This is a genomic window from Cryptosporangium sp. NPDC051539, assembly GCF_044454545.1.
Classification (GTDB): domain Bacteria; phylum Actinomycetota; class Actinomycetes; order Mycobacteriales; family Cryptosporangiaceae; genus Cryptosporangium.
In genome coordinates, this window is sequence record NZ_JBITDV010000013.1 from 110,067 (window position 1) to 131,852 (window position 21,786).

The 21,786-nt window shown below is 69.5% G+C and carries 19 protein-coding genes, 1 pseudogene and 1 riboswitch; of the genes and pseudogenes, 12 read left to right on the plus strand and 8 right to left on the minus strand.

Going from position 1 to position 21,786, the window contains the following annotated elements; translation table 11 throughout:
• Positions 1 to 191 precede the first annotated feature (191 nt).
• From ACIBZJ_RS34350 to ACIBZJ_RS34365, 4 genes are all read left to right on the plus strand, one after another.
• Positions 192 to 509 carry a sigma-70 family RNA polymerase sigma factor gene (locus ACIBZJ_RS34350; RefSeq protein ID WP_395937515.1) on the plus strand — a complete coding sequence of 106 codons (318 nt, stop codon included), beginning with the start codon at positions 192 to 194 and terminating at the stop codon, positions 507 to 509.
• A 142-nt stretch (positions 510 to 651) separates the two neighbouring features.
• Positions 652 to 1,362, plus strand: a complete 711-nt coding sequence (locus ACIBZJ_RS34355) for a BTAD domain-containing putative transcriptional regulator (protein WP_395937192.1) — start codon at positions 652 to 654, stop codon at positions 1,360 to 1,362.
• Between the two features lie 60 nt (positions 1,363 to 1,422).
• Positions 1,423 to 1,684, plus strand: a riboswitch (cobalamin riboswitch).
• A gap of 167 nt (positions 1,685 to 1,851) precedes the next feature.
• Positions 1,852 to 4,155, plus strand: coding sequence for a ribonucleoside-diphosphate reductase subunit alpha (locus ACIBZJ_RS34360; RefSeq protein WP_395937517.1), 2,304 nt, complete (start codon positions 1,852 to 1,854; stop codon positions 4,153 to 4,155).
• Positions 4,155 to 5,150: a ribonucleotide-diphosphate reductase subunit beta gene (locus ACIBZJ_RS34365; protein ID WP_395937194.1), complete on the plus strand. Its 996-nt coding sequence runs from the start codon at positions 4,155 to 4,157 to the stop codon at positions 5,148 to 5,150. The genes ACIBZJ_RS34360 and ACIBZJ_RS34365 overlap by 1 nt, the downstream gene beginning before the upstream one ends.
• A gap of 98 nt (positions 5,151 to 5,248) precedes the next feature.
• On the opposite strand, the gene ACIBZJ_RS34370 is transcribed toward ACIBZJ_RS34365, so the two are convergent.
• On the minus strand, positions 5,249 to 6,493 hold the full coding sequence (locus tag ACIBZJ_RS34370; RefSeq protein WP_395937196.1) for a PP2C family protein-serine/threonine phosphatase: 1,245 nt from the start codon (positions 6,491 to 6,493) through the stop codon (positions 5,249 to 5,251).
• A 638-nt stretch (positions 6,494 to 7,131) separates the two neighbouring features.
• Here ACIBZJ_RS34370 and ACIBZJ_RS34375 point away from each other — a divergent pair.
• Complete coding sequence (locus ACIBZJ_RS34375; RefSeq protein WP_395937198.1) at positions 7,132 to 7,437, plus strand: MerR family transcriptional regulator; 306 nt, start codon at positions 7,132 to 7,134, stop codon at positions 7,435 to 7,437.
• Positions 7,438 to 7,483: 46 nt separating this feature from the next.
• On the opposite strand, the pseudogene ACIBZJ_RS34380 reads toward ACIBZJ_RS34375, so the two are convergent.
• Both ACIBZJ_RS34380 and ACIBZJ_RS34385 read right to left on the minus strand, forming a co-directional pair.
• Positions 7,484 to 8,005, minus strand: a pseudogene (locus tag ACIBZJ_RS34380) (SDR family oxidoreductase); the annotation flags it as partial.
• 170 nt (positions 8,006 to 8,175) lie between these two features.
• Positions 8,176 to 8,871, minus strand: coding sequence for an NIPSNAP family protein (locus ACIBZJ_RS34385; RefSeq protein ID WP_395937200.1), 696 nt, complete (start codon positions 8,869 to 8,871; stop codon positions 8,176 to 8,178).
• Between the two features lie 39 nt (positions 8,872 to 8,910).
• Between ACIBZJ_RS34385 and ACIBZJ_RS34390 the strand changes: the two genes are divergently transcribed.
• The 3 genes from ACIBZJ_RS34390 to ACIBZJ_RS34400 all read left to right on the plus strand — a co-directional run bounded on the left by ACIBZJ_RS34390 (position 8,911) and on the right by ACIBZJ_RS34400 (position 11,089).
• The gene (locus tag ACIBZJ_RS34390) at positions 8,911 to 9,510 is read left to right on the plus strand and encodes a TetR/AcrR family transcriptional regulator (protein ID WP_395937201.1); all 600 of its coding nucleotides are present in this window, start codon (positions 8,911 to 8,913) and stop codon (positions 9,508 to 9,510) included.
• A gap of 92 nt (positions 9,511 to 9,602) precedes the next feature.
• Positions 9,603 to 10,451, plus strand: coding sequence for an oxidoreductase (locus ACIBZJ_RS34395; protein WP_395937203.1), 849 nt, complete (start codon positions 9,603 to 9,605; stop codon positions 10,449 to 10,451).
• On the plus strand, positions 10,448 to 11,089 hold the full coding sequence (locus ACIBZJ_RS34400) for a TetR/AcrR family transcriptional regulator C-terminal ligand-binding domain-containing protein (RefSeq protein ID WP_395937205.1): 642 nt from the start codon (positions 10,448 to 10,450) through the stop codon (positions 11,087 to 11,089). The genes ACIBZJ_RS34395 and ACIBZJ_RS34400 overlap by 4 nt, the downstream gene beginning before the upstream one ends.
• Before the next feature lie 9 nt (positions 11,090 to 11,098).
• Here ACIBZJ_RS34400 and ACIBZJ_RS34405 read toward each other — a convergent pair whose 3' ends face one another.
• The 5 genes from ACIBZJ_RS34405 to ACIBZJ_RS34425 form a co-directional block, all read right to left on the minus strand.
• Positions 11,099 to 12,859: a hypothetical protein gene (locus ACIBZJ_RS34405; RefSeq protein WP_395937207.1), complete on the minus strand. Its 1,761-nt coding sequence runs from the start codon at positions 12,857 to 12,859 to the stop codon at positions 11,099 to 11,101.
• Positions 12,856 to 13,278: a hypothetical protein gene (locus tag ACIBZJ_RS34410; RefSeq protein ID WP_395937209.1), complete on the minus strand. Its 423-nt coding sequence runs from the start codon at positions 13,276 to 13,278 to the stop codon at positions 12,856 to 12,858. Before ACIBZJ_RS34410 ends, ACIBZJ_RS34405 begins: the two co-directional genes overlap by 4 nt.
• The gene (locus tag ACIBZJ_RS34415; RefSeq protein WP_395937211.1) at positions 13,275 to 13,649 is read right to left on the minus strand and encodes a cupin domain-containing protein; all 375 of its coding nucleotides are present in this window, start codon (positions 13,647 to 13,649) and stop codon (positions 13,275 to 13,277) included. Before ACIBZJ_RS34415 ends, ACIBZJ_RS34410 begins: the two co-directional genes overlap by 4 nt.
• 112 nt (positions 13,650 to 13,761) lie before the next feature.
• Positions 13,762 to 15,240, minus strand: a complete 1,479-nt coding sequence (locus ACIBZJ_RS34420) for a diguanylate cyclase (protein ID WP_395937213.1) — start codon at positions 15,238 to 15,240, stop codon at positions 13,762 to 13,764.
• A 156-nt stretch (positions 15,241 to 15,396) separates the two neighbouring features.
• Entirely contained in the window at positions 15,397 to 15,984 is a 588-nt protein-coding gene (locus tag ACIBZJ_RS34425) for a TetR/AcrR family transcriptional regulator (RefSeq protein WP_395937215.1), read from the minus strand.
• Between the two features lie 69 nt (positions 15,985 to 16,053).
• Between ACIBZJ_RS34425 and ACIBZJ_RS34430 the strand changes: the two genes are divergently transcribed.
• The 4 genes from ACIBZJ_RS34430 to ACIBZJ_RS34445 all read left to right on the plus strand — a co-directional run bounded on the left by ACIBZJ_RS34430 (position 16,054) and on the right by ACIBZJ_RS34445 (position 21,774).
• Entirely contained in the window at positions 16,054 to 17,121 is a 1,068-nt protein-coding gene (locus ACIBZJ_RS34430) for a zinc-binding dehydrogenase (RefSeq protein WP_395937217.1), read from the plus strand.
• A 67-nt stretch (positions 17,122 to 17,188) separates the two neighbouring features.
• Positions 17,189 to 17,644, plus strand: coding sequence for a VOC family protein (locus ACIBZJ_RS34435; protein ID WP_395937219.1), 456 nt, complete (start codon positions 17,189 to 17,191; stop codon positions 17,642 to 17,644).
• Between the two features lie 114 nt (positions 17,645 to 17,758).
• Complete coding sequence (gene manD / locus ACIBZJ_RS34440) at positions 17,759 to 18,988, plus strand: D-mannonate dehydratase ManD (protein WP_395937221.1); 1,230 nt, start codon at positions 17,759 to 17,761, stop codon at positions 18,986 to 18,988.
• Between the two features lie 929 nt (positions 18,989 to 19,917).
• The gene (locus tag ACIBZJ_RS34445; protein WP_395937223.1) at positions 19,918 to 21,774 is read left to right on the plus strand and encodes an AMP-binding protein; all 1,857 of its coding nucleotides are present in this window, start codon (positions 19,918 to 19,920) and stop codon (positions 21,772 to 21,774) included.
• The last annotated feature ends 12 nt before the right edge of the window (positions 21,775 to 21,786 follow it).

Here is a 21,786-nt window from a genome sequence, read left to right on the forward strand (position 1 = left end):
TATGGCCATTTCGAGCTGCACGGCACCGGTGACCGATTCTTCATCACCCGGCACCGGCGAACCGGACTACAGCCGCTACGAGACCGTGGCTCCGCTGTTCCACCAATTGGCGGCGTGTGGCGCTGACGAGAGTCGGCGGCACGCCCTGATCAAAGAGCTGACGCTGATACACCTGCCGCCGCGAAGAAGTCCTGGCCGCGCTCCAGGCCGGCGAGGCCTACAACGCCTCGTCGCTCGACGCGCCGGCCAGCGCGGACGGCTCGGCGGCCACGGTAGGCGACAACCTCGGTGGCCTCGACCGGCGATTTGAGGGCGTCGACAATCACGAGGCGCTCAAGCCGCTGCTCGCCGCCCTTCCCGACCGGGAACGCGAGATCCTCAAGCTGCGCTTCGTGGACGAGTTCACGAAATCTCAGATCGCGGAGAGAATCGGCGTCTCCCAGATGCACATCTCCCGCTTGCTGAACCAGATCGTCTCCCGCCTTCGCGTCGGCATGCTCGCTGACTGACCGGCGGAAGGGACGCCTCCCGGGCCTATTCATCGGAACGGCTCAGGTGTAGGCGGCCGGAGGCGGGTAGTACTGCCGCATGCCGTGAGCCGCTCGGGACCTGTGGCGACCATCGCGGCGCACTGAGGAAGGCCCACTCCAGATGACGTCCTCGCGTCCGAGCGGAACAGCCCTCCGGCTGCTCCACGCATTCGATCTCCGCCACGACGAGCAGTCGATCCGGGTCTGCGGCGCCGCCCAGCGCCTGCTCGCGTTACTGGCCCTCAACCGGCGGCCCGCGCACCGACGGACGCTGGCCGCGACGCTCTGGCCCGACCTGGACGACAAAGCCGCCGCGACGCGGTTGCGGTCGACGCTGTGGCGGTTGCCTGCGCCGACCGGCGAGCGCCTCGTCGACACCGACGGCGGGCAGATGCGTCTCATGCCGGTGGTCGAGGTCGACCTGCACCTCGTGGAGGACGACGCGTTCGCCGAACGGATCGACATCACTCAGCTGGTCGGCGAGATCCTGCCGGCCTGGGACGAGCCGTGGGTCGACGCGGAGCGTGAGCGGTTCCGTCAGCTACGCCTGCACCGTCTGGAGGAGGCTGCGGACCGGGCACTGCACGAGGGGCACTACCACGTGGCCTTGCAGGCGGCGCTCTGCGCCTGTGCGACCGAGCCGTTGCGGGAGAGCGCGCACCGCCGCGTCCTGCAAGTGCACCTCGCGGAAGGCAACCCGGGCGAAGCGCTCCGGCACTACCACACCACGCGCAGGCTGCTGCGCGACGAGCTGGGCTTGCCGCCGGCACCGGCCACCCGCGAGATCGTCGCCCACCTGCTCGGGCGCCCCGTCGACGCCCGATCCGCCTGAGCGGCCCCGGCAAAACGCCGACACGAGATGTTGTGTGTGACTTCTGTGGCGCACCTAGATATGGTGTCTCTCGTAGCTGGTTCGGCCGATCGTCCAGATCGGTCGTGGCAACAGGGAACCCGGTGAGAATCCGGGACTGCCCCGCAGCGGTAAGTGGGAACGACCGCCGTCAACCAAGCACTGGGCCCGGCAACGGCCTGGGAAGCGACGGCCAGTAGGCCCGCGCGACCGATTCTGCCTGCGCGCCCCACGGCGCGACCGGCGGTACCGACCCGCGCACAGCCCACGAGTCCGAAGACCTGCCAGCGCGCCGGACCGGCAACGGTCCGGCGGTCGGAGGCCGCGCGGGACGGCTGACGCCAGCCCCGCACGCCGCTGTGCGCGATGGTGTCTGTTCTCGCGCGTCCTCACCCTGGACGTACTCGCGAGGAGAGAGTTGTGACAACCGCCGAGGCCACGCCGGAGACACCGGTTCAGCGCAGGCCGCAGATGCAAGTCCGGAAGCGCAACGGCGCCACCGAACCCGTCGACGTCAACAAGATCGTCCGTGCCGTCGAGCGCCACGCCACCGACCTCACCGACGTCGATCCTCTCCGCGTCGCCACCAAGACGATCAGCGGTCTCTACGACGGCGCCACCACCGCCGAGCTCGACCAGCTGAGCATCCAGACCGCGGCGGAGATGATCGGCGAGGAGCCGCAGTACTCCCGGCTCGCCGCCCGGCTGCTCGCCGGATTCCTCGACAAGGAAGTCCGCGGTCAGGGCATCGCGAGCTTCAGCCAGTCGATCGCGCTGGGCCACGAGCAGGGCCTGATCGGTGACGGGACCGCCGCCTTCGTGGCCCGCGACGCCCGCAAGCTGGACGACGCGATCGACGTCACGAACGACCTGCGCTTCGAGTACTTCGGACTCCGGACGGTGGCCGACCGGTACCTGCTCCGCCACCCGCTCACCCGCGAGGTCGTCGAGACCCCGCAGTACTGGCTCCTCCGGGTGGCAGCAGGGCTCAGCACAACCGCGAAGGAGGCGATCGGTTTCTACCGGCTGCTCGCCTCGCTCGCGTACCTGCCGAGTTCGCCGACGCTGTTCAACTCCGGCACCCGCCACACCCAAATGTCGTCCTGCTACCTGGTGGACTCGCCGAAGGACGAGCTCGACTCGATCTACCAGCGGTACGCGCAGGTCGCGAACCTGTCGAAGTTCGCCGGCGGTATCGGGATCGGCTTCTCCCGGGTCCGCGGCCGGGGTGCGTTGATCCGCGGCACGAACGGCCAGTCCAACGGCATCGTCCCGTTCCTGCGCACGCTCGACGCGTCGGTCGCCGCCGTCAACCAGGGCGGACGCCGCAAGGGCGCGGCCTGCGTCTACCTCGAACCGTGGCACCCGGACATCGAGGAGTTCCTCGAACTGCGCGACAACACCGGCGAGGACGCCCGCCGCACCCACAACCTGAACCTCGCGAACTGGATCCCGGACCTGTTCATGCGCCGGGTCGAGGACGACGGGGTCTGGTCACTGTTCGACCCCGACGAGTTCCCGGACTTCCCGGATCTCTGGGGCGCCGACTTCGACAACGCCTACGAGGCGGCCGAGCACGCGGGCCGCCAGGTTCGTCAGCTCAAGGCTCGTGATCTCTTCGGCAAGATGATGCGCACGCTCGCCCAGACCGGCAACGGCTGGATGACGTTCAAGGACGCGTCCAACCGGCTCGCGAACCAGACGGCGAAACCCGGCAACGTCGTCCACCTCTCCAATCTCTGCACCGAGATCATCGAGGTCTCCAGCGACGACGAGACCGCCGTCTGCAACCTCGGTTCGGTCAACCTGGCCGCGCACCTGACCGGCGACGACATCGACTGGGAGCGGCTGAAGAGCACCGTCCGTACCGCGGTCACGTTCCTCGACCGCGTCATCGACATCAACTTCTACCCGACGCCCCAGGCCGCGGCGAGCAACCCGCGCTGGCGTCCGGTGGGCCTGGGCGTGATGGGTCTGCAGGACGTGTTCTTCGCCCTGCGTCTCCCGTTCGACTCGGCGGAGGCGAAAGAGCTCTCCACGAAGATCGCGGAGGAGATCTACCTCACCGCGCTCGAACGCTCGGCCGACCTCGCCGAGCAGCACGGCCCGCACCCGGCCTGGGAAGACACCCGCGCGGCCCGCGGCGACCTGCAGCCCGACCTCTGGAACGTCGAGACCACCGGCGAACGGTGGGACGCCCTGCGCGCGCGGGTCGCGACCACCGGCCTGCGCAACTCGCTGCTGATCGCGATCGCCCCGACCGCGACGATCGCCAGCATCGCCGGCTGCTACGAGTGCATCGAGCCGCAGGTGTCCAACCTGTTCAAGCGCGAGACGCTCTCCGGCGAGTTCCTGCAGATCAACACCGCGCTGGTCCGGGAGCTGAAGGCCCGGGGCCACTGGACCGCGGAGGTCCGCAACACGATCAAGCAGGCCGACGGCTCGGTCCAGGGCCTCACCCAGCTCCCGGACGACGTCAAGAGCGTCTTTCGTACCGCGTGGGAGCTGCCCCAGCGGGCGCTGATCGATCTCGCCGCCGCCCGTGCGCCGTTCATCGACCAGTCCCAGTCGCTGAACCTGTTCCTCGCGTCGCCGACGATCGGCAAGCTCTCCTCGATGTACTCCTACGCCTGGAAGACCGGCCTCAAGAGCACCTACTACCTGCGGTCGCGCCCGGCGACCCGGATCCAGCAGGCCACGGTCACACCGGTCGCCACCGACGAGGCCATCGCCTGCTCCCTGGAAAACCCCGAATCCTGCGAGGCCTGCCAGTAATGCTTCTCGACCCCGGCATGGACCTCACGTTGCGTCCCATGCGTTACCCGCACTTCTTCGACCGCTTCAAAGATGCGATCAAGAACACCTGGACCGTCGAAGAAGTCGACCTCCACACCGATCTGAAGGACCTCGCGAAGCTGTCGGAGGCCGAGCGCCACCTGGTGTCGCGGCTCGTCGCGTTCTTCGCCACCGGCGACACGATCGTCGCGAACAACCTCGTGCTGAACCTCTACCAGCACGTGAACTCGCCGGAAGGGCGTCTCTACCTCTCGAGGCAGCTGTTCGAGGAGGCCGTGCACGTCCAGTTCTACCTGAACCTGCTCGACACCTACGTCCCCGACGAGCAGCAGCGCTTCGAAGCCTTCGCCGCGGTCGAGAACATCCCGTCGATCGCGCGGAAGGCAGAGTTCTGTTTCCGCTGGATCGACTCGCTCGGTGATCTGAAGCAACTCGAGACGAAGGACGACCGGCGGGCGTTCCTGCTCAACCTCATCTGCTTCGCCGCGTGCATCGAAGGGCTGTTCTTCTACGGCGCGTTCGCCTACGTCTACTTCTTGCGCTCGCGCGGCCTGCTGCACGGTCTCGCGTCCGGTACGAACTGGGTGTTCCGCGACGAGTCGATGCACATGGCGTTCGCGTTCGACGTCGTCGAGACCGCCCGCCGCGAGGAACCCGACCTCTTCGACGACGAGATGGCCCGCCAGGTCCGGGACATGCTCGCCGAGGCGGTCGAGTGCGAGACCCAGTTCGCTGAGGACCTCGTCGGTCAGGGCGTCCCGGGTCTGTCCCTGATCGACATGCGTGAATACCTGCAGCACGTCGCCGACCGGCGGCTGCGGCAGCTCGGGCTCGACCCGGTCTACTCCTCGTCGAACCCGTTCGGATTCATGGACCTGCAGGACGTCCAGGAGCTGTCGAACTTCTTCGAACGCCGCGTCTCCGCGTATCAGGTCGCGGTCCCCGGCTCCGTCTCGTTCGACGAAGACTTCTAGATCTACGCCTGCCTGGCTGGGGCCGGTCGCGTTCGCGACCGGCCCCAGTGGATTCCGCCGAGTCGCCCCGCCGGCGTCGGGTGGTCGCTCACCCACCCTCAGCCGCTGGGGGTGTGCAACGGCCGCGCGTCGCGGGCGTTGTCGTGGCCGCCGTACCAGTCGAGGACGAGCAACGAGGCGTCGTCGGCCAGCGCGGGGCCGCCGACGGCGAGGACCGCGTCGGTGAGCGCGCGGACGACTTCCCGCGGATGGGAGTCGACGAGGGCCAGCAGCGGACGCTCGAGGTCGACCACGGCCCCTCGACGTTCGAGCATGCCGTCGGTGAGCAGGACCAGGCGGTCGCCCGGCCGCAGCGGCAGCTCGGTCGCGCGGTAGGTCTGTGCGCTGCGGATCCCGAAAGGCAGGTCGATCGGAAGCGTCAGCCGGTCGACGGCTCCGCCCCGGACGAGCAGGGGCGGGATGTGTCCCGCGTTCACCAGGTGCAGCAGACCGGTGGGCAGGTCCAATCGGGCGATCAGGCCGGTCGCGAAGCCGAATCCGGCCGGAGCGTTTTCCTTGAGCGTCTGATTGGCGGCGGCGGCCTGGTCGGTCAAGGACATGCCCCGTCGCCGGCTGTTGCGGAGGCTGCCGACCCCCAACGTGGCGAGCAGGGCACTGTCTACCCCGTGGCCCATCGCGTCGGTCATGCTCATGTGCAGTACGTCGCGGGCCAGGCTGTAATCGAACGTGTCTCCGCCGATGGTGGACGCCGGCTCCAGCCAGGCCGAGAGCGTGAACGCGGCTGCTTCGCAGGTGAACGCGCTGGGCAGCAGCCGTCGCTGGATCTCGGCCGCCAGGTTGAACGGAGCGGTGCGCTGACTCCACTCGAACAGGTCGGTGTGGCGTCGGGCGGCGATGACGACGTACGCGAGGACGTGGGCGCCCCGGCTGACCGCGTCGAGAGTCGCCTCGTCCGGTTCGGCAGGAAAGGTGAGTTCCAGCACGCCGAGGGCCTCGCCTCGCTCGGTCACCGGCGCCATGACGACATGCGTGCCGTTCGCGCCGGGCGCGACCTGGACGCGCTGGGAACGCAGTGCCTGTTCCCGGGGGCCGCCGTCGAAAGGGAGAACCGCCGCGACCGCCTCGTCCTGCCGGCGTGTGTCAGCGGCGGCGACGTCGGGGACGTGAGCCATGCGCACCAACGCCCGGCCACTCAGATCGGCCACCAGGAACGAGGCCGAGGTCGCTTCGACGCCGAGGCTCAGCCGCCGGGCGACCACCTCGACGGCGTCGGCGGGCGCCGCGTTCTCGACCGCGAAGAGCATCTCCCACAGATCTGCGTCCGAGACGCCCTTGCTGCTCACCTGGCAAAGCATAGGTACGGGTGATCCCGGGGCCAGACGGAGAGCCTGAGCCTGACGTGACTGCCGAGAAAATCTGTGGCGGTGGGACTAGACATGCTCCCGATGACTGGATAGTGTTCCTGACGTCGAGAGAAGAGAACGCAGAGAAGCTGACGGACTGTCCTCACCACGGGCAGGGGCGAGATTCGGGCTTGGCTTCACGGCCGGATTTCGCTGGGAAGGTGCAACAGAGCAGGTCAGGTGGTGCGGCAAGTGGGGAAGCCTGGATTTGTCTTGGAGGCGACCCCAACCGCGTAAGACCGGGGAAAGGCGTCCGGGCCCAGGAAGTCGCGTTCGGGCTTCGGCGTCGTGAGACCCGAGTGCAGGGTAGGTGCAGGTGTAGGTGCAGCACAGTCGAGAGGGAAGGGGTCTGACACCGTTGGATCGCCCGCCAGTAGTTGGTGGCGGACACCGTTGTTTCCATCGAACGAGAGGTGGTCTCCGGTCACGTTGATGCGATCCTCGCGCCCCGTTGTGGTGTTTGGCGGTTGGTGCGGATAAGTAGGCCGACGTTCTTAGTCGGTAGATGGTGTGTTTCTTTGACCCGTTTTTCCTGGGCCCCGGCGCTTGTAGCGCCGGGGCCCAGACGTGGAGGTGGGATGGCCGGAGATTCCGGGGACATGTTCGGTGATGAGGATTTTCCGGCGTACACGATGGGTCGTGCGGCGGAGATTCTCGGCACGTCGCAGGGTTTTTTGCGTAGTTTGGGTGAGTTGAAGTTGATTACGCCGATGCGTTCGGCGGGTGGGCATCGGCGTTTTTCGCGGTCGCAGTTGCGGCTGGCGGCGCGGGCTCGGGAGCTTGTTGATCAGGGCGTGGCGTTGGATGCCGCGTGTCGGATCCTGGTGTTGGAGGATCAGTTGCAGGAGGCTTTGCGGCTGAATCAGGCCAACTCCGAAGACTGAGGCCGTACCTCGGCCACGGTGCGGCGGCCCTGGATCTGCTCGGCTGGCCGGGCGTCTCGGTCGGACCCGGGACGATCGTGTTGACCCGGATGTCGCGTCCGGCCAACTCGGCCGCCCACGTGCGGCTCGGCGAGCGGATCGCGGCCTTGCTGGCCGCGGAGAGACCGAACGCCGACGTTCCTCGGCCGGCCGAGCTCGAGCCGGTCAGCACGATGGCCGCGCCCGGGTCGAGCAGCGGCAGCGCCTCGTCTCCGCCCGCGTTGGCCAAGACCGCGTCGAGTCCGTTCCCGTGGTCCCTGATCGCGCCGGCGAGCCGATCGAGATCGTCGAGGTCGCTGTCGTCGACCTGCACGCCGGTCGCGTTCCCCACGTCCCTAGTCCGGGTCGCGAAGGCTCCGGTCCGAGTTCCGGCAGGGCGAGCGTGAGTACACGCAGTGCGTCCGTGCGGGTTTGCTGAAACTTGGGGGTCAGCCGATCCCAGCCCTCCGGGGGAGGGATCGATGCCGACCCGCGCCACCGTCGGCATGACGGCGAGTTCGGTGCCACCGGCGGCCAGTGCACGCATCATCGGCCGGGCGACTGCTGCGGCCAGGTCCTCGGTCGTCGCCGCCAGCAAGCCGGCCGCTCTATCGGCGAAGGTCTGCTCTACCGGAACTTAAAACAACCGTTTGATTTCCGGTCGAGCTCGGCCGGTCCGAGGCCGCCGGCGCCCCGGCTGAGGGCGTTGGTGGCCGGGCGCTACCGCAGGAGCGATCGGAGGGTCGGCTCGAGGCGCAACTCGATCGGCGCGCTCAGCAAGTACGGCGTCAGGCTCGCTGTGGCCGCTTGCCGGGCGGAGTCGGCGGCCGCGTGTGTGTGTTCGTCGGCCTGGCGTCCGAACCGGACGACGACGTGCTCACCTTCGCGCACCGGCAGCGCGCGGTAGGTGTTGGGCGACGGCTCGGTCCGCAGCAGCGCGGATCGGTCGCTGCCGGATCGCGTCAGGAGCGGTTCGACCACCCGATCGAAGAGCTCCAGTACGGCCTCCGTCACGGGTTCGGCGAACGAGTAGATGGTGGCCGTCGTCAACGCGGTGTCGGCGGCGCGCGCTCCGGCGTCCGTCCGCGACATCGGCGGGAAGCCCCCGCCTGCGCTCGCCGGACGCAGGAGGCGGACGTCGTCGAAATCGATCATCGTCGGGTTGGCGACGTCCTGGTGAGCCGCCCAGACCGGACCGCCGTAGAACGCGGAGAGGGCAGTTTTCCTCGCCTCCATGGAGGCGAACCCTCGCACCCAGACGAACCGGTCCGGTCGGTCGAGGTCGCGGAATTGGCCCACCACCTCGATGCCGAGGTCCTCTTGGGACTCGACGAACTCCCGGTCGAACAGTTCGATCAGCACGTCCCGCTGACCGGGGTGCAGGGTGTATTGGCGCAGCTCGAAGATCTGACTCATCGCTCTCCTAGTCAGTAGAGCGCTCTGTATAGTCGCCGTATGGGAAAACCGCAATCGGATCCGCGTGGTGGCAGAGAGCGCCTGATCACGGCCACGGTCGGGTTGCTCAGCCGGCAGGGCTACGAGGCGACCGCCGTCAAGCAGATCACCACCGAGGCCGCTGCCCCGATGGGTTCGTTCTACTTCCACTTCCCCGGCGGCAAGGAGGAACTCGCGCTCGCTGCCCTTCGTCAGGGTGCGGAGGGCGTCGACGCACTGCTCACTGAGACGCTCGCCCGGGCGACGGCGCCGGAGGAGGGGCTCGCCGACTGCGCGCTCGCGCTCGCCGACGTGCTCACCCGTTCGGACTGGCTGGACGGGTGTCCGGTAGCCGCGACCGCGCTGGAATCGATCGGACGCTCGCCCGTGCTGCGGGCCGCCGCGGCGGAGGCGTTCGAACGGTGGATCGCCACGCTCCAGCACCACCTGGTGCGAGCCGGAGTGGCCGACGCGCCCGCTCGGTCGCTGGCGAACGCCGCCCTGGCGCTCCTGGAAGGTGCCGAGATGCTGGCGCGCGTCCAGGGAAGCGCTGAGCCTCTCCACGACGCTGCCTCCGCGTTGCGCGTGCTCGCCCGCACCGCCATCCCCTCCGTCCGCTGACGACCGCGCGGTCACGGGGTCGCCGGCGCCGCTCCCCTCGGGAAACGGTGAACTGGACGTACAGTTCACTTGAACCGGAGTCAGGAGTGGGTATGCCAACGTGGTTCATCACCGGCGCCGGGCGCGGGCTCGGCCTCGCCATGGCGGAGAAAGCTCTGGAATCGGGCGCGAACGTCGTAGCGACCGGCCGGGACGCAACGCAGATCGAGGCGGCGTTCGCGGGCTCCGCGTCCGAACGGGTGCTTTCCGTCGCACTCGACGTCACCAGCGAGCACCAGGCGGTCGCCGCCGTGGAGGCGGCGATCGACCGCTTCGGCGGCATCGACGTCGTGGTCAACAACGCGGGCCGAGGGCTGCTGGGCGCTGTGGAGGAGGCCTCGGCAGCCGAGGTCGAGGCGGTCTTCGCGACGAATGTCTTCGGCCTGCTCTCCGTGGTGCGCGCGGTCCTCCCGCACCTTCGCTCCCGCGGCCAGGGGCACATCGTCAACATCGGCTCGATGGGTGGCTTCGCGCAGGTGGCCGGCTGGGGCGTCTACGGGGCGACCAAATTCGCGGTCGAGGGGCTGACCGAGGCGATGCGCGCCGAGCTGGCACCGCTGGGGATCGGGGTGACCGTCGTCGAACCGGGCAGCTTCCGCACCGACTTCCTCGACGCCACCTCTCTGCACGCCACCGCCCGCGAGATCGCCGACTACGCCGGGACGGCCGGACGGGTACGCCACGCGGCTGCCGCGGCCAACCACGGCCAGCTCAACGATCCGGCCAAGGGAGCAGAGGCGATCCACACCGCGGTGACCTCGCCGAACCCGCCCCTCCGACTCCAGCTCGGCCCCGACGCGGTGGCCATGGTGGAAGACAAGCTCGAGTTCGTCCGCAAAGAGCTCGACGAGTGGCGCGCGCTCGGCTCGTCCACGCTGCTCACCGCGGACGACGGTCGATGACGCCGGATCCCGGCGCACGTCCGCCGAGCGCGCGCAGCGTCCGCACCCGCCGGGCCGTCCTGGACGCCACGGCGGCGCTACTGGCCGAGGGCGGCCTCGGAGCCGCCACCATCGACGCGATTCGCGATCGCTCGGGCGTCTCCAAGACGACCGTCTACAAGCACTGGCCCAACCGTCTGTGCGTCGCCGTCGACGCCTTCGCCGACCGGTTGGCCCTCGACGCCGCCTTGCCGGACACCGGCACCGCCCGCGGTGACCTCGTCGAGCAGATCCGTCGCGTCGCCAGGTTCTACGCGTCCCCGATCGGCCGGGTCTTCGCTCAGCTGCTTGCCGCCGCCGCTCAGGATCCCGACGCGGCCGGGTGGTTGCGCGACCGCTTGCTAAACAGCCGACGCGACGGCGCCCAGCAGCTCTGGGGGCGGGCGGTCGCTCGCGGCGAGGCCCGAGATCTCGACCCCGACATCGCCCTCGACGTCGCGTTCGGACCGGTGATGTGGCGCTTGCTGCGCGGGCAGAAACCGTTCACCGAAGCCGAGGCGGGCCAGGTGGCGGACGCGGTCCTCGACGGGCTGCTCGCTGCGACTCCGCGCGAGCGCCCGTTGCCGGTGTCACGGGGGACCGCCTCCGGCGACGGGTGAGAGGCGGGCTCACCCGAGGTCCCAGCGGGCCAGCGGGCCGGGCTCGTACCGGCAGACGGCTCCCGTGCGGATGTGCTCGTAGAGGTGCCGGCCGAGCGCCGGGTCGACCTCGGCGATGCGGAGCAACGCGCCCACGATCGCTTTGCGCACCGCGACCCGGGCTCGTTCGGCCGTGGAACCGGTGCTGCGGCGTCGTCCGCCGAGTCCGAGCGCGGCGTCGAGTTGCTCGGCGAGCGCATCGCGCTCGGTGCTGAGCCGGGAGTCCTCGTTGTCCCCGAGCAGCTGATCGAGCTCGGTCAGGCGACGCCGGTACGCGGCGATCGCCTGCTCGTCGAGGAGGTCACCCGTGTCGGCTTGAAGAACCGTCGCCTGACCGGCTCCGGCGCTCATCAGGTCCAGCGCGCTGATGTCGGTTCCGGGAGCCGACAGGAGGAGGTGCAGGTAGCCCAGGCCGCGCACGCTGGGCACCGTCGCCGACCCGGCCCGCCACAACCGACCTCCCGGAAGCGGGTGCAGGACGAACGTCTCGGCGTGCCGCGCCGAGGGCGCCGACCAGCGTTCCAGGCGTGCGCGCCACCAACTCGCACCGATCCGCTGGTAGGTGGTCAGCGCCTGGTCGCGCAGCCGGTGGGCGGTCGCGTCGTGGCCGAGCAGGGCATGACCGCGGGCGAGGGTGTCGTCGGTGACGCCGTGGAACATCACGGCGCCGGCGTTGATGACCGCGCGGCCCTCGTACGCGGTGAGCAGGTCGGTGGCGGCGTCCACGACATCGAGGGCGTCGGTGGCGATCGCGGCTTCCAGGGTGCACTGGAGGGTGAGCAGCCAGTCGGCGTCGCGGGGCAGGCCGGCGAGGATGTTCGGGCTGAGATGCCCGACCAGGGCGGCCGCGCGGTCGAGCCGGCCCGCTCCGACCCAGACCCAGGCTCCTTCGGCCAGAATCGTCGGGGACCCCTCGGCGAGCCCGAACTCCTCGAAGACGACCGCTTCGTCGGCGCAGGTCTCCTCGTCTCCGGCCAGGAGGGCCGGGTAGGCGGTCATCGCGTGGAGCACGTTCTCGTGATCGGCGATGAAAGTCGCGGCCGCCGCATCCCGGGCGACGCTGCGCAGGTAGGCGGCGGTGTCGAAGCGGCCCCGCAGCAGGTCGACGGCCAGGCGGCGGGACGCGCCGAAGAACCGGGCCTCCGCCGACTGTTCACCGAGCCTCTCGAGCGCCCGGAGCTGACGATGGACAGCGGGCAGGTCGAGCGTCTCGAACGCGACGGTCAGGCCCCAGAGGTGGGCCTGCTGGCGAGCCCGGGATTCGAGCAGATGCGCGACCGTCTCGTCGAGCTCGGCCGCCCAGGCCCGACGGCGCGAGAGGTCGTCCGGTCCCCAGTGGGCGGTCAGCGTCGCGTCCAGACAATCGGCGAGTACGGCCGGATCCGAGCCGCCGCGTGCGAACGCGACGGCCTGGTCGGCGAAGCCGATCGCCCGGGCCGGCTGACCGCTGTAGGCCCACGTCCGCGCGATCGTGGCCGCGAGCCGCGCTTTCGCGACGGGGTCGTCGACCTGCACGTAGACCGCGTGCAGCCGGGCCGGGAGCAGACCGGCGCCGACGTCGAAGCGCTGTCCGCGAGACAACCCGAGTACGGCTCGGGTCGCCGCGGACAGGTCTCCGGCGGCGAGCGCGAGGGTGGCGACCTCGTCGTAGGTGGCCATCGCGTCAGCTCCTCGACCGGCCGCCAGCAAGCGGTCGGCCCGGTCGAGGAGATCGCCGATCGGCTCGGTCACGGTCGCAACAATGTCACTTCCGCCTCGTGACGGCGTACCGCCGCGAGATCCCAGTCTCCGCAGCAGTAGATCGCGAAGTCGCTGATCAAACCGTCGGTCACGTCGGCGCGGAACATCTCGCGGCAGTACCACGGCGCGCCGGACGCGTCGGTCCAGCGTTCTTCGATCTGCATGACCCATCCGACCGGCGTCGGTTCCAGGCGCTCGACCCGGATCGTGCCGGTGAACGGATGATCCGTCCGACGGATCTCGACCAGATCGGCGGCGTTGTCGGTCTGCAGCCGCCAGTGGGGCAGCGTGATGTCACCGAACACGTCGGGGGCGAACACCTCGTCGGCCCCCTCGCCGGTCTCCATCCACCGCACGAACCGGGCTGCCACGGCGGGGCCGACTCGCGTCACGTCGAGGTCGGCCGTCACGACGGCACCTCCGCCAGATTGGCGCCGATCACGGACTGGACGGCCTGTAACTCGGACGTCGGGCTGAACTCGACGATGCTGGTTCCGGCGGTGATCAGCGGCAGGTGCCCCGGGGGTGCGTAGTACGCGTCGCCCTCGCCGTAGGTCTCTTCGTGGTCCGGCCACCGGAACGTGATCTGGCCTCCGGTCACCATGCCCCAGTGCGGGCAACTGCACCGATCCTGCGGAAGTCCCACGAAGAACTCGGCCGGATCGACGTCGACGGGAAAGCTCTCGAACGCGACCGTGTAGTCGCCCACCTCGGCGTACCGGCCCTGGATCAACTCCTCGTCGACCGTCACCGGCGTGCTCATCGGACTGGCTCCGGGCATCGCTACCTCCTCGAAATCGGACGTGCTGATACCTGGACCTGCGTGACGCCGGAACTCACACCTGTGACTCCGACGGCTCACGCCGGTGCCGCTCCGGGCGTTCCGGCCCGGGTCAACGGACGAACGCGTCCGCCGCCGCGACGACGACTCGATTCCGTCCGTCCGCCTTCGCGCGATAGAGCGATTCGTCGGCAGCGAGTGTCAGCTGTTCGGGCGTGCGGGCATTGTCCGGACTCGCCGCCACGCCGATCGACACGGTCACCTGGAGCCCGGATCCGTCCTGGAGCGCAACGGGTGTGCCGCAGATCGATTGCCGAACGCGTTCGGCGACGGCTTGCAGTTGCTCGGCATTCGTGGCCGTCACTATGGCCGCGAACTCCTCGCCGCCGTAGCGAGCGACGACGTCTCCGAGGCGAACCGATTTCGTGAGACGCTGTGCGATCTCTTTCAGGACGACATCACCGGCCTGATGGCCGTACTTGTCGTTGACCTGCTTGAAGTGATCGGCATCGAGCATGAGCAAGCCGACGCGATTCCCGACCCGGTCCGCGCCGGCCATGGCGACGACGAGTGCCTCGTCGAAGAACCGACGCGTGTGCAACCCGGTCAACCCGTCCGTAACCGCCAGTTGGCGTTGGCCGACCACGAGCAGCCAGACTCGCAGCAGCACCAAGCCGGTGAGGGCGGCGCAGCCTCCTCCCACCACGCGTATCTCCCAGGACGCCCACGAATCGCTACCGATGACGAGAATCGCCGGTGGCACGAGTGACAGGATCGTCATCGTCGCCACCCGCTGCCCGGAGACGGGCGGCCCGGCGGAGGCCGGGCTCTCGGAGAGCAAGGCCATCGAAGGGTGCAGCGCGGCGGCGGCGAAGAGTGGGGCGGACGCGAGAAGCGGTGCGATGGGCGGACTGAGGGGCATTTCGGCGAAAAGGCCGTCGAGTGCCGCGAGCAAATTGGCGGTGTCGCCGAGCAATTGCAAGCCGATCGCGGCGCAGAGCAGGGCGAGCGACGGTATCAGACGGCTGGGTGTGAGTATCAACTTCACGACCGCGACCACGAGGACGAGGTCGAAGACCGGATTGGCCGCAGCAACGACCGCCTGCAACTTCGCATCGCCGCTCGCCGTCACCGTGGGTTCGATCGTGAAGAGGACCGAGGGAATTCCCGCACTGACCGCGACGATTCCCAGGTCGATCCAGTTAGCGGTGTCGGAGTCGACGCGGCGTCGATGGGACCAGAGCAGCAGGGCGGCGATCAGCGGGGGATAGCCGGCCAGGAAAAACGCATAGCTGACGTCGACCGGCACCGTCATCCCGGGCACCAGCAAGCTTCCGAATGCCAGCGTGCAGCCGAGGCAGATCAACCCCTGGTAGGCGAGAAGGCACCACCAGGGCAGCAGGGAGACCGGGCGGTACCGCCGGATTCCGACGACGATCCCGGCCCACCCGAGCACCTCACCCAGGATCAGCACACCGGATGCCACCCGCAGGCTCCCGCCCAGCGGTCCGAAGCCGAGGAACAGCACCGCGGACAGGGGCGCCATGAGCACGAACCAGAACGGCGTCCAGAAGAGCCGCGCCGCAGGCATCCTGGCCATGGAAAGTCTCCCGGTTCGACCGTGCGGAGCGACGCCGATCCGGCCGGGCGCGACTCCGTTTTTCCATCGGCACGGCCCGCGCTCACCTGAGACGTGCACGGGGGGTCGTCGGGGGCCACGGTGCGGTGCGTCACGCTCGCGGGCGGTTCAGTGAGCCGGCTCCGCGGTGAGTAGCGATCGGACGAGGCGCTCGACGATGTCTTCGAGGGTTGCCGGGATGTCGCGGTCGAAGCTGAGGTAGCGGCGTACGGCCGCGTAGGGCACGTCGACGACGACGAGGAGTATTTCCGCGGTCGGGAGTCCGGTCGCGGTCTTGAGGTCGGTTACCAAGCGGCGGACGTCGTCGTCCCAGCGGGCCTGGTCGGCTTCTCGCCAGGTGCGGCTCTCCGCGGGCCAGGCGTCGGGCTCGAAGGAGCCGAGGCCGGTGAGCAGTACCCGGGCGTCGGCCGGGTGGGCGCGGCACCACGAGACGGTGCGGCGTCCCAGAGCGGTCGCCGCGGCCACGGGCTCATCGGTGAACAGCGGGTACAGCTCGGTGTGGAAGCTCTGCACGGCCCGGTTCCAGACGGCGGCCAGCAGCGCCGCGCGGTTGGGAAAGCGGTGGTAGACGGAGCCGCTGGAGACCCCGGCTTCCCGGATGACGCCGGCGATCGTGATGGCGTCCGCGCTCCCGGCCGTGAGCAGTCGTGCGGCCGCGTCGAGGATCGTCGAGGTGTCGTGGACGAGGCGCGGCATGGGTTGAAGATAGCGAATCCACCTTCTAGAGTATGTCCTCTAGAAGGTCACCTCTAGAATCGGAGCCTCGTGCGAAGCCTCGTTCTCGTCGGTCCCCGACGCCTGGAATGGCAGGACCCGCCGGCGCCCCGCCTGTCCGCACCGACGGACGCCCTGTTGCGCCCGATCGCCTCAGCCGCCTGCGACCTCGATCGCCGGATCGTGGCCTCGCCGTCGCCCTTCGAGCCGCCTTTCGCCCTCGGCCACGAGGCGGTCGGCGAGATCGTCGACCTCGCCGGCGACACCGCCGGCCTGCGGGTCGGCCAGCGGGTGGTCATTCCTTGGCACATCAGCTGCGGAACCTGCGAAAACTGCCGACGTGACCTGCCCGGGGCCTGTGTCTCGGTGCCGCGCCTCGCGTCCTACGGCACGAGCGTCGGCGGGCACTGGGGCGGTTTGTTCGACGAGTTGGTCCGCGTCCCGTGGGCCGAGCACAACCTCACGCCGTTGCCGCCGGCCGTCGATCCGTTCCTGGCCGCGTCCGCCGCCGACAACCTCACCGACGCCTTCCAGGCCGTCCGTCCGACCCTGGCCGCCCACCCCGACGCCGAGGTGCTCGTCGTGGGCGGCACGGTCAGCCTCGGGTTGCTGACGACCCTGAGCGCCGTCGGCCTGGGAGCCGCGAAGGTCACCTACCTCGACACCGACGGGACGCGATGCGCGACGGCCTCTGCCCTGGGCGCGACCGCCGTCCCCGTGAGCGCGTATCCCGACCGGCTCGAGGGCAGATTTGACCTGGTCGTGGATGCTTCGGCGGCCACGGAGGGCTTTCGCTGCGCCCTGCTGTCCACCCGCCCCGGCGGCACGTGCGTCATCCGGTCCGTCTACTTCGCCGAGCTGCGCCTGCCGTATTTCACTCTGTACGCAACCGGCATCAACCTCGTCACCGGGCCGCCCCACGCCAGCCCACACGTCCCCGAGGTACTGCGGCTGATCGACGACGGAACCCTGGACCCGTCGCCCGTCCTGGCCGGTCCGTTCAGCTACGACGACGCGGTCGAGATACTGCGGGAACCGCCGCCGGCCAAGCCGGTCTTCACGCACGGCGAGCCACCCGACGATGCGCGTCCGCTGATCCACCGTAATAGCGGACAGTAACTGTCCTCTACGGCTGCGAGTGTCGTTCTTGCGAGAACACCGCGCAGATATCCACGAGGAGCACCGAATGTCCGTGAACACGGTCGCGCACCTGAACTTCCACGGCGAAGCCAGTGAGGCGCTGAACTTCTACCAGTCGGTCTTCGGAGGCGAGGTCCAGATCGCCACCTACGGCGACTTCGGCATGCCCAAGGACCAGCCCGACGCGGAGAAGGTGGTCTTCGGGCAGATCGTCGCTCCCAACGGATTCCGCGTGATGGCCTACGACGTGCCCGGTGCGGCGGCTCCCCAGGGGCCCGCGCCGACGACCAGGCGCGCGCACGGCACCACGATCACCACCGAGAAGTTCTTCCTCTCGGTGCGAGGTGAGACGGCGGAGGAGGTCGGTGCACTCTGGGAGACGCTGTCGGCCGGCGCCACGATCGTCGAACCGTACGGCCCGGCGCAGTGGGCGCCGGCGTTCGGGATGCTGACCGATCGGTTCGGCGTCACCTGGATCCTCGACGTCGCCGCCTCGTACTGAGGCCGTGACCGAGAGCGGGCCCCGGTCGTGACGGCGCGCGTACGCTGCTCGCCGCGGCCGGGCCCGCGCCCGGGCACACCACCGCGGCCGAGGCTCACTACCCCAGGGAGCACGATGATCATCGCGAAGGCAGACGTCGTCGTCACCAGCCCCGGCCGCAACTTCGTCACGCTCCGCCTGGAGACCGAGGACGGTCTGGTGGGGTGGGGCGACGCCACCGTCAACGGCCGCGAGCTGGCCGTCGTCTCCTACTTGCGTGATCACGTGGTGCCACTACTCGCCGGCAGGGACGCCGGGCGCATCGAAGACACCTGGCAGTTCCTCTACCGCGGCGCCTACTGGCGGCGCGGACCGATCACGATGGCGGCGATCGCGGCCGTCGACATGGCGTTGTGGGACATCAAGGGCAAGGCCGCCGGGATGCCCGTCTACCAGTTGCTCGGCGGCGCCTCCCGGAACGGGTTGCTGGCCTACGGGCATGCGTCGGGGCGGGACCTGCCCGAGATCTTCGACAGTGTGCGCGAGCACCTGTCGCAGGGCTACCGGGCCATCCGGGTGCAGGCGGCCGTGCCGGGGCTGCGGTCGATCTACGGCATCGCCGCGAACACCGCGGAGGACGGGGTGCGCTACGACCACGAGCCGGCTCAGCGCGGTGCGTTGCCGGCCGAGGAGGACTGGGACACGCGCTCCTACCTGCGTCACCTCCCGACCGTCTTCGAGGCCGTGCGCGCCGAATTCGGACCCGGGCTGCCGCTTCTGCACGACGCCCACCATCGGCTGACGCCGATCCAGGCCGCGAAACTCGCGAAGTCGCTGGAGCCCTACGACCTCTTCTGGCTGGAGGACGTCACCCCGGCCGAGAATCCGGAGGCCTTGAGGCCGGTGCGTCAGCACTCCGTCACGCCGCTGGCGATCGGGGAGGTCTTCAACACCGTCTGGGACTACCAGCAACTCGTCCGGGAGCAGCTCATCGACTACGTGCGTGGTGCGGTGACGCACATGGGCGGTATCACCCCTCTGAAAAAGACGCTCGAGTATGCCGCTCAGTACCAGATCAAGTCGGGCATGCACGGCCCGACGGACATTTCGCCGGTGGGGATGGCGGCGGCGATGCACCTGGGGCTGAGCATCCACAACTTCGGTATCCAGGAGTACATGAAGCACGACGCGCGGACCGACGCGGTCTTCCGGCAGAGCTTCACGTGGGAGAACGGCTACCTGCATCCGGGCGACGAGCCGGGGCTGGGTGTGTCGCTCGAGCTCGACGAGGCCGGAAAATATCCGTATCAGCAGGCCTATCTACCGTACAACCGGCTGGCCGACGGCACCGTACACGACTGGTGAAGCTGGGCCTGACGTCATCCGTACAGATGACAACCGCCTAGGCGATTGCGTCAGACTTGGCGCCGCCCGGGCCACTGTCTCCGGCGCCGGCGACGCGTACCGGCTCGCCGTCGACGTCCACGATCCGGGCCGCCGCGGCCCCGGGCCGCCGTCCGCGCAGCCGGGTCGACCCACCGCGACGTGAGCAGGCAGATACGCGGCACCATCCGTCTCGGGCCCGAGGTCTCGCCGTGTCGCGGGGTCCGATCCGGGAACGGCGAGCCGCACCGGACGGCGGACTCTCGAACCCGATTTGGTTCAGTGTCATGTCAACTACCTCCGGCTCCGGATTTGGGGGTCACGCGAACTGCCCGAACGGCACCCGGCCCTGGTCCTACCTGCGGTTTTGACTGGACCGACGGAATGGATGGCGGCCATTCCGGATCGCGGAGAATTCGCGAATCGTCGTTGGCCGAAATGAACGATCCCTCCGCTCTCGCAATTTCGACGCCGCCAGAAACCAGCGCTATTCAGCACGCGTAATCGAGTCGCGACGAATTCCGATTCCACCGGCCACCGAGTAACCGCACCCCTCGCCGAGGGGCGGTTGAGCAGCGTGGACGGCGGTTGGAAGCACGTCGTCGGCCCGACGTCAAACCTATTTTCGGCGTGCCGAAATCGATCGGTCACCTGAGCGTAAAACGGAGAAAATAGTTGTTTGAGAGTTCAAGTACCCAAGTAGGATCGGATGGCGCGAATCGCACCTGAGTTCAATCGAGCTCCGGTTTGGAGTCCGCAGCTAACGTCGGAACGGCTTGCAGAAATCGGAATCACTCGGGGGTCCGATGCGCCAGCCTTTTCGCGCTGTCATTAATCCGTCACCGAACAACGCCACAAGTTTTTCCCGCTTACCTGATCCAACGGCTCCACTCCGCCCGCCTCGCCACGGCGTGCCGGGAGTGCTGGAGGCGATCCGCCGACACGTCGATGTCCGGCCCGACGCGGTCGCCGTCGAGGGAGTGGGCGGCACCTACACCTACGCGGAGCTCGACCGGGCGCGGGCCCGGACCGGGGCCGCGCTGGAAGCCGCCGGAGTCGAGGCCGGACAGACGGTCGCGATCCTGACCAGTCGGACGACCGCGTTGCCCGGCGCGCTGCTCGGCGTTCTCGGGCTCGGCGCCCGGTGGTTACTGCTCGACCCGGGCCACCCGCCCGAGCGGGTCGCCCGCTTCGCGGCCGCCGCTGACGCCCGGGCGGTGCTGCTGTGCCCGGGGGCGGTGCTACCCGCGCTACCCGCCGCGCTCGGCAGCCTGCCCCGCGTCGGCCCGGAGGTTCTCACGCAGCGGCAGCATGACGGGGGCGCGCAGAACGACCGGGTCGCGCGGGCCGACCGGCGCGGTTATCTCATGGCCACGTCGGGCACGACCGGCGAGCCGGCGCTGATCAGCACCCGCGAGCGTCCGCTGGCGTCCTTTCTCGCCTGGTACGCGGCTCGGTTCGAGTTGGGTCCCGAGGACACCGGCGCCGTCCTGTCAGGGCTCGTCCACGATGCCTTGCTGCGGGACCTGTTCGTGCCGCTGTCGGTCGGCGGGCGCGTGTACGTCCCGGAACAGGACCTGCTCCGGGACCCCGACCGGCTGCTCGGCCGCCTCGACGAGGCGCGGGTCACGATCGCGCACCTGACACCGCAGCTGGCTCGGGTGCTGGCGCGTTCCGGGCGGCGGATGCCGCGGCTGCGCCTGATCGTGGTCGCCGGCGACAAATCGAGAAGCGCCGATTTCGACGCCCTGCGCGAGCTCGCCCCGGCCGCCGAGATCGTCGACGGCTACGGCACCACCGAGACCCCGCAGCTCCACGCCTACGGGGCACTCGCGGCGCTCCACGGAGTGGAAGGTAGCCAGCTTCTCGTCGTGGACGACCAGGGCGAGCAGGCCGGCGTCGGTGTCGTGGGCGAAGTGCTGATCCGCAGCCACAATCTGGCCGACGGCTATGTGCCCGGTGCGGCGCGGGCCGATGCGTTCGGCCCGAATCCGTTCCGCGCCGATCCGGCCGACCGGGTCTACCGCACCGGCGACCTGGGCCGGTACAACCCGGACGGTTCCGTCACCCTGGCCGGCCGACTCGATCACCAGGTCAAGATCCGCGGGCACCGCGTCGAGCTCGGCGAGGTCGAGGCCGTGCTGCGCGCACACCCGGAGGTGGTCGACGCCGTCGTCGCCGCCGGAACCGATGCCAGCGGCGAACTGGCGCTGGCGGCCTACGTCCAGTGGGGGGAGGACGGCGGGCAGACCTCGTACGCACAGCTCCATGACCTGCTCGCCGACCGGCTCCCGGGCCACGCCGTACCCGCGACGCTCACCGCCCTGCCCCGTCTGCCGCTGACACCGGCCGGCAAGGTCGACCGGGCCGCGCTACCCGACCCGGCGCTATCCGATCCGGCGCGGGCCGGCCGGCCGGAACCCGACAGCAGCCGAAGTGAGACCGAACGCCTCGTGGCCAGGGTCTGGCGGGAGGTCCTGGGCGTCCCTCGGATCGGCCCGGACGACAGCTTCTTCGCCCTCGGCGGCCACTCGCTCTCGCTGGTCGCTGTGCACGCCCGGCTCGCGCCCGCGGTCGATGGCGAGCTGACGCTGGTCGATCTGTTCAGCTACCCCACGCTCCGCTCCCTGGCCCGCTACCTCGACGGCGTAGCAGGCACCGAACCGCGCGGCCGTGCCGCCCAGCGCGCCGCCGCCCGGCGCAATCCACCCCACCGCGCGGCGCTCCGCCGTCCGGCCCCTGCTGATCTGGCTCAGGAGATCCGTTGACTACCGCGCAGC

What these genes read in the sequence shown, in the direction of transcription:
- ACIBZJ_RS34415 (WP_395937211.1), bottom strand. Translation starts at nt 13,649, where the DNA reads ATGCCCGGAGCCAGTCCGATGAGCACGCCGGTGACGGTCGACGAGGAG.
- ACIBZJ_RS34400 (WP_395937205.1), top strand. Translation starts at nt 10,448, where the DNA reads ATGACGCCGGATCCCGGCGCACGTCCGCCGAGCGCGCGCAGCGTCCGC.
- ACIBZJ_RS34435 (WP_395937219.1), top strand. Translation starts at nt 17,189, where the DNA reads ATGTCCGTGAACACGGTCGCGCACCTGAACTTCCACGGCGAAGCCAGT.
- ACIBZJ_RS34390 (WP_395937201.1), top strand. Translation starts at nt 8,911, where the DNA reads ATGGGAAAACCGCAATCGGATCCGCGTGGTGGCAGAGAGCGCCTGATC.
- ACIBZJ_RS34395 (WP_395937203.1), top strand. Translation starts at nt 9,603, where the DNA reads ATGCCAACGTGGTTCATCACCGGCGCCGGGCGCGGGCTCGGCCTCGCC.
- ACIBZJ_RS34425 (WP_395937215.1), bottom strand. Translation starts at nt 15,984, where the DNA reads ATGCCGCGCCTCGTCCACGACACCTCGACGATCCTCGACGCGGCCGCA.
- ACIBZJ_RS34385 (WP_395937200.1), bottom strand. Translation starts at nt 8,871, where the DNA reads ATGAGTCAGATCTTCGAGCTGCGCCAATACACCCTGCACCCCGGTCAG.
- ACIBZJ_RS34375 (WP_395937198.1), top strand. Translation starts at nt 7,132, where the DNA reads ATGGCCGGAGATTCCGGGGACATGTTCGGTGATGAGGATTTTCCGGCG.
- ACIBZJ_RS34355 (WP_395937192.1), top strand. Translation starts at nt 652, where the DNA reads ATGACGTCCTCGCGTCCGAGCGGAACAGCCCTCCGGCTGCTCCACGCA.
- ACIBZJ_RS34360 (WP_395937517.1), top strand. Translation starts at nt 1,852, where the DNA reads ATGCAAGTCCGGAAGCGCAACGGCGCCACCGAACCCGTCGACGTCAAC.
- manD (WP_395937221.1), top strand. Translation starts at nt 17,759, where the DNA reads ATGATCATCGCGAAGGCAGACGTCGTCGTCACCAGCCCCGGCCGCAAC.
- ACIBZJ_RS34365 (WP_395937194.1), top strand. Translation starts at nt 4,155, where the DNA reads ATGCTTCTCGACCCCGGCATGGACCTCACGTTGCGTCCCATGCGTTAC.
- ACIBZJ_RS34420 (WP_395937213.1), bottom strand. Translation starts at nt 15,240, where the DNA reads ATGCCTGCGGCGCGGCTCTTCTGGACGCCGTTCTGGTTCGTGCTCATG.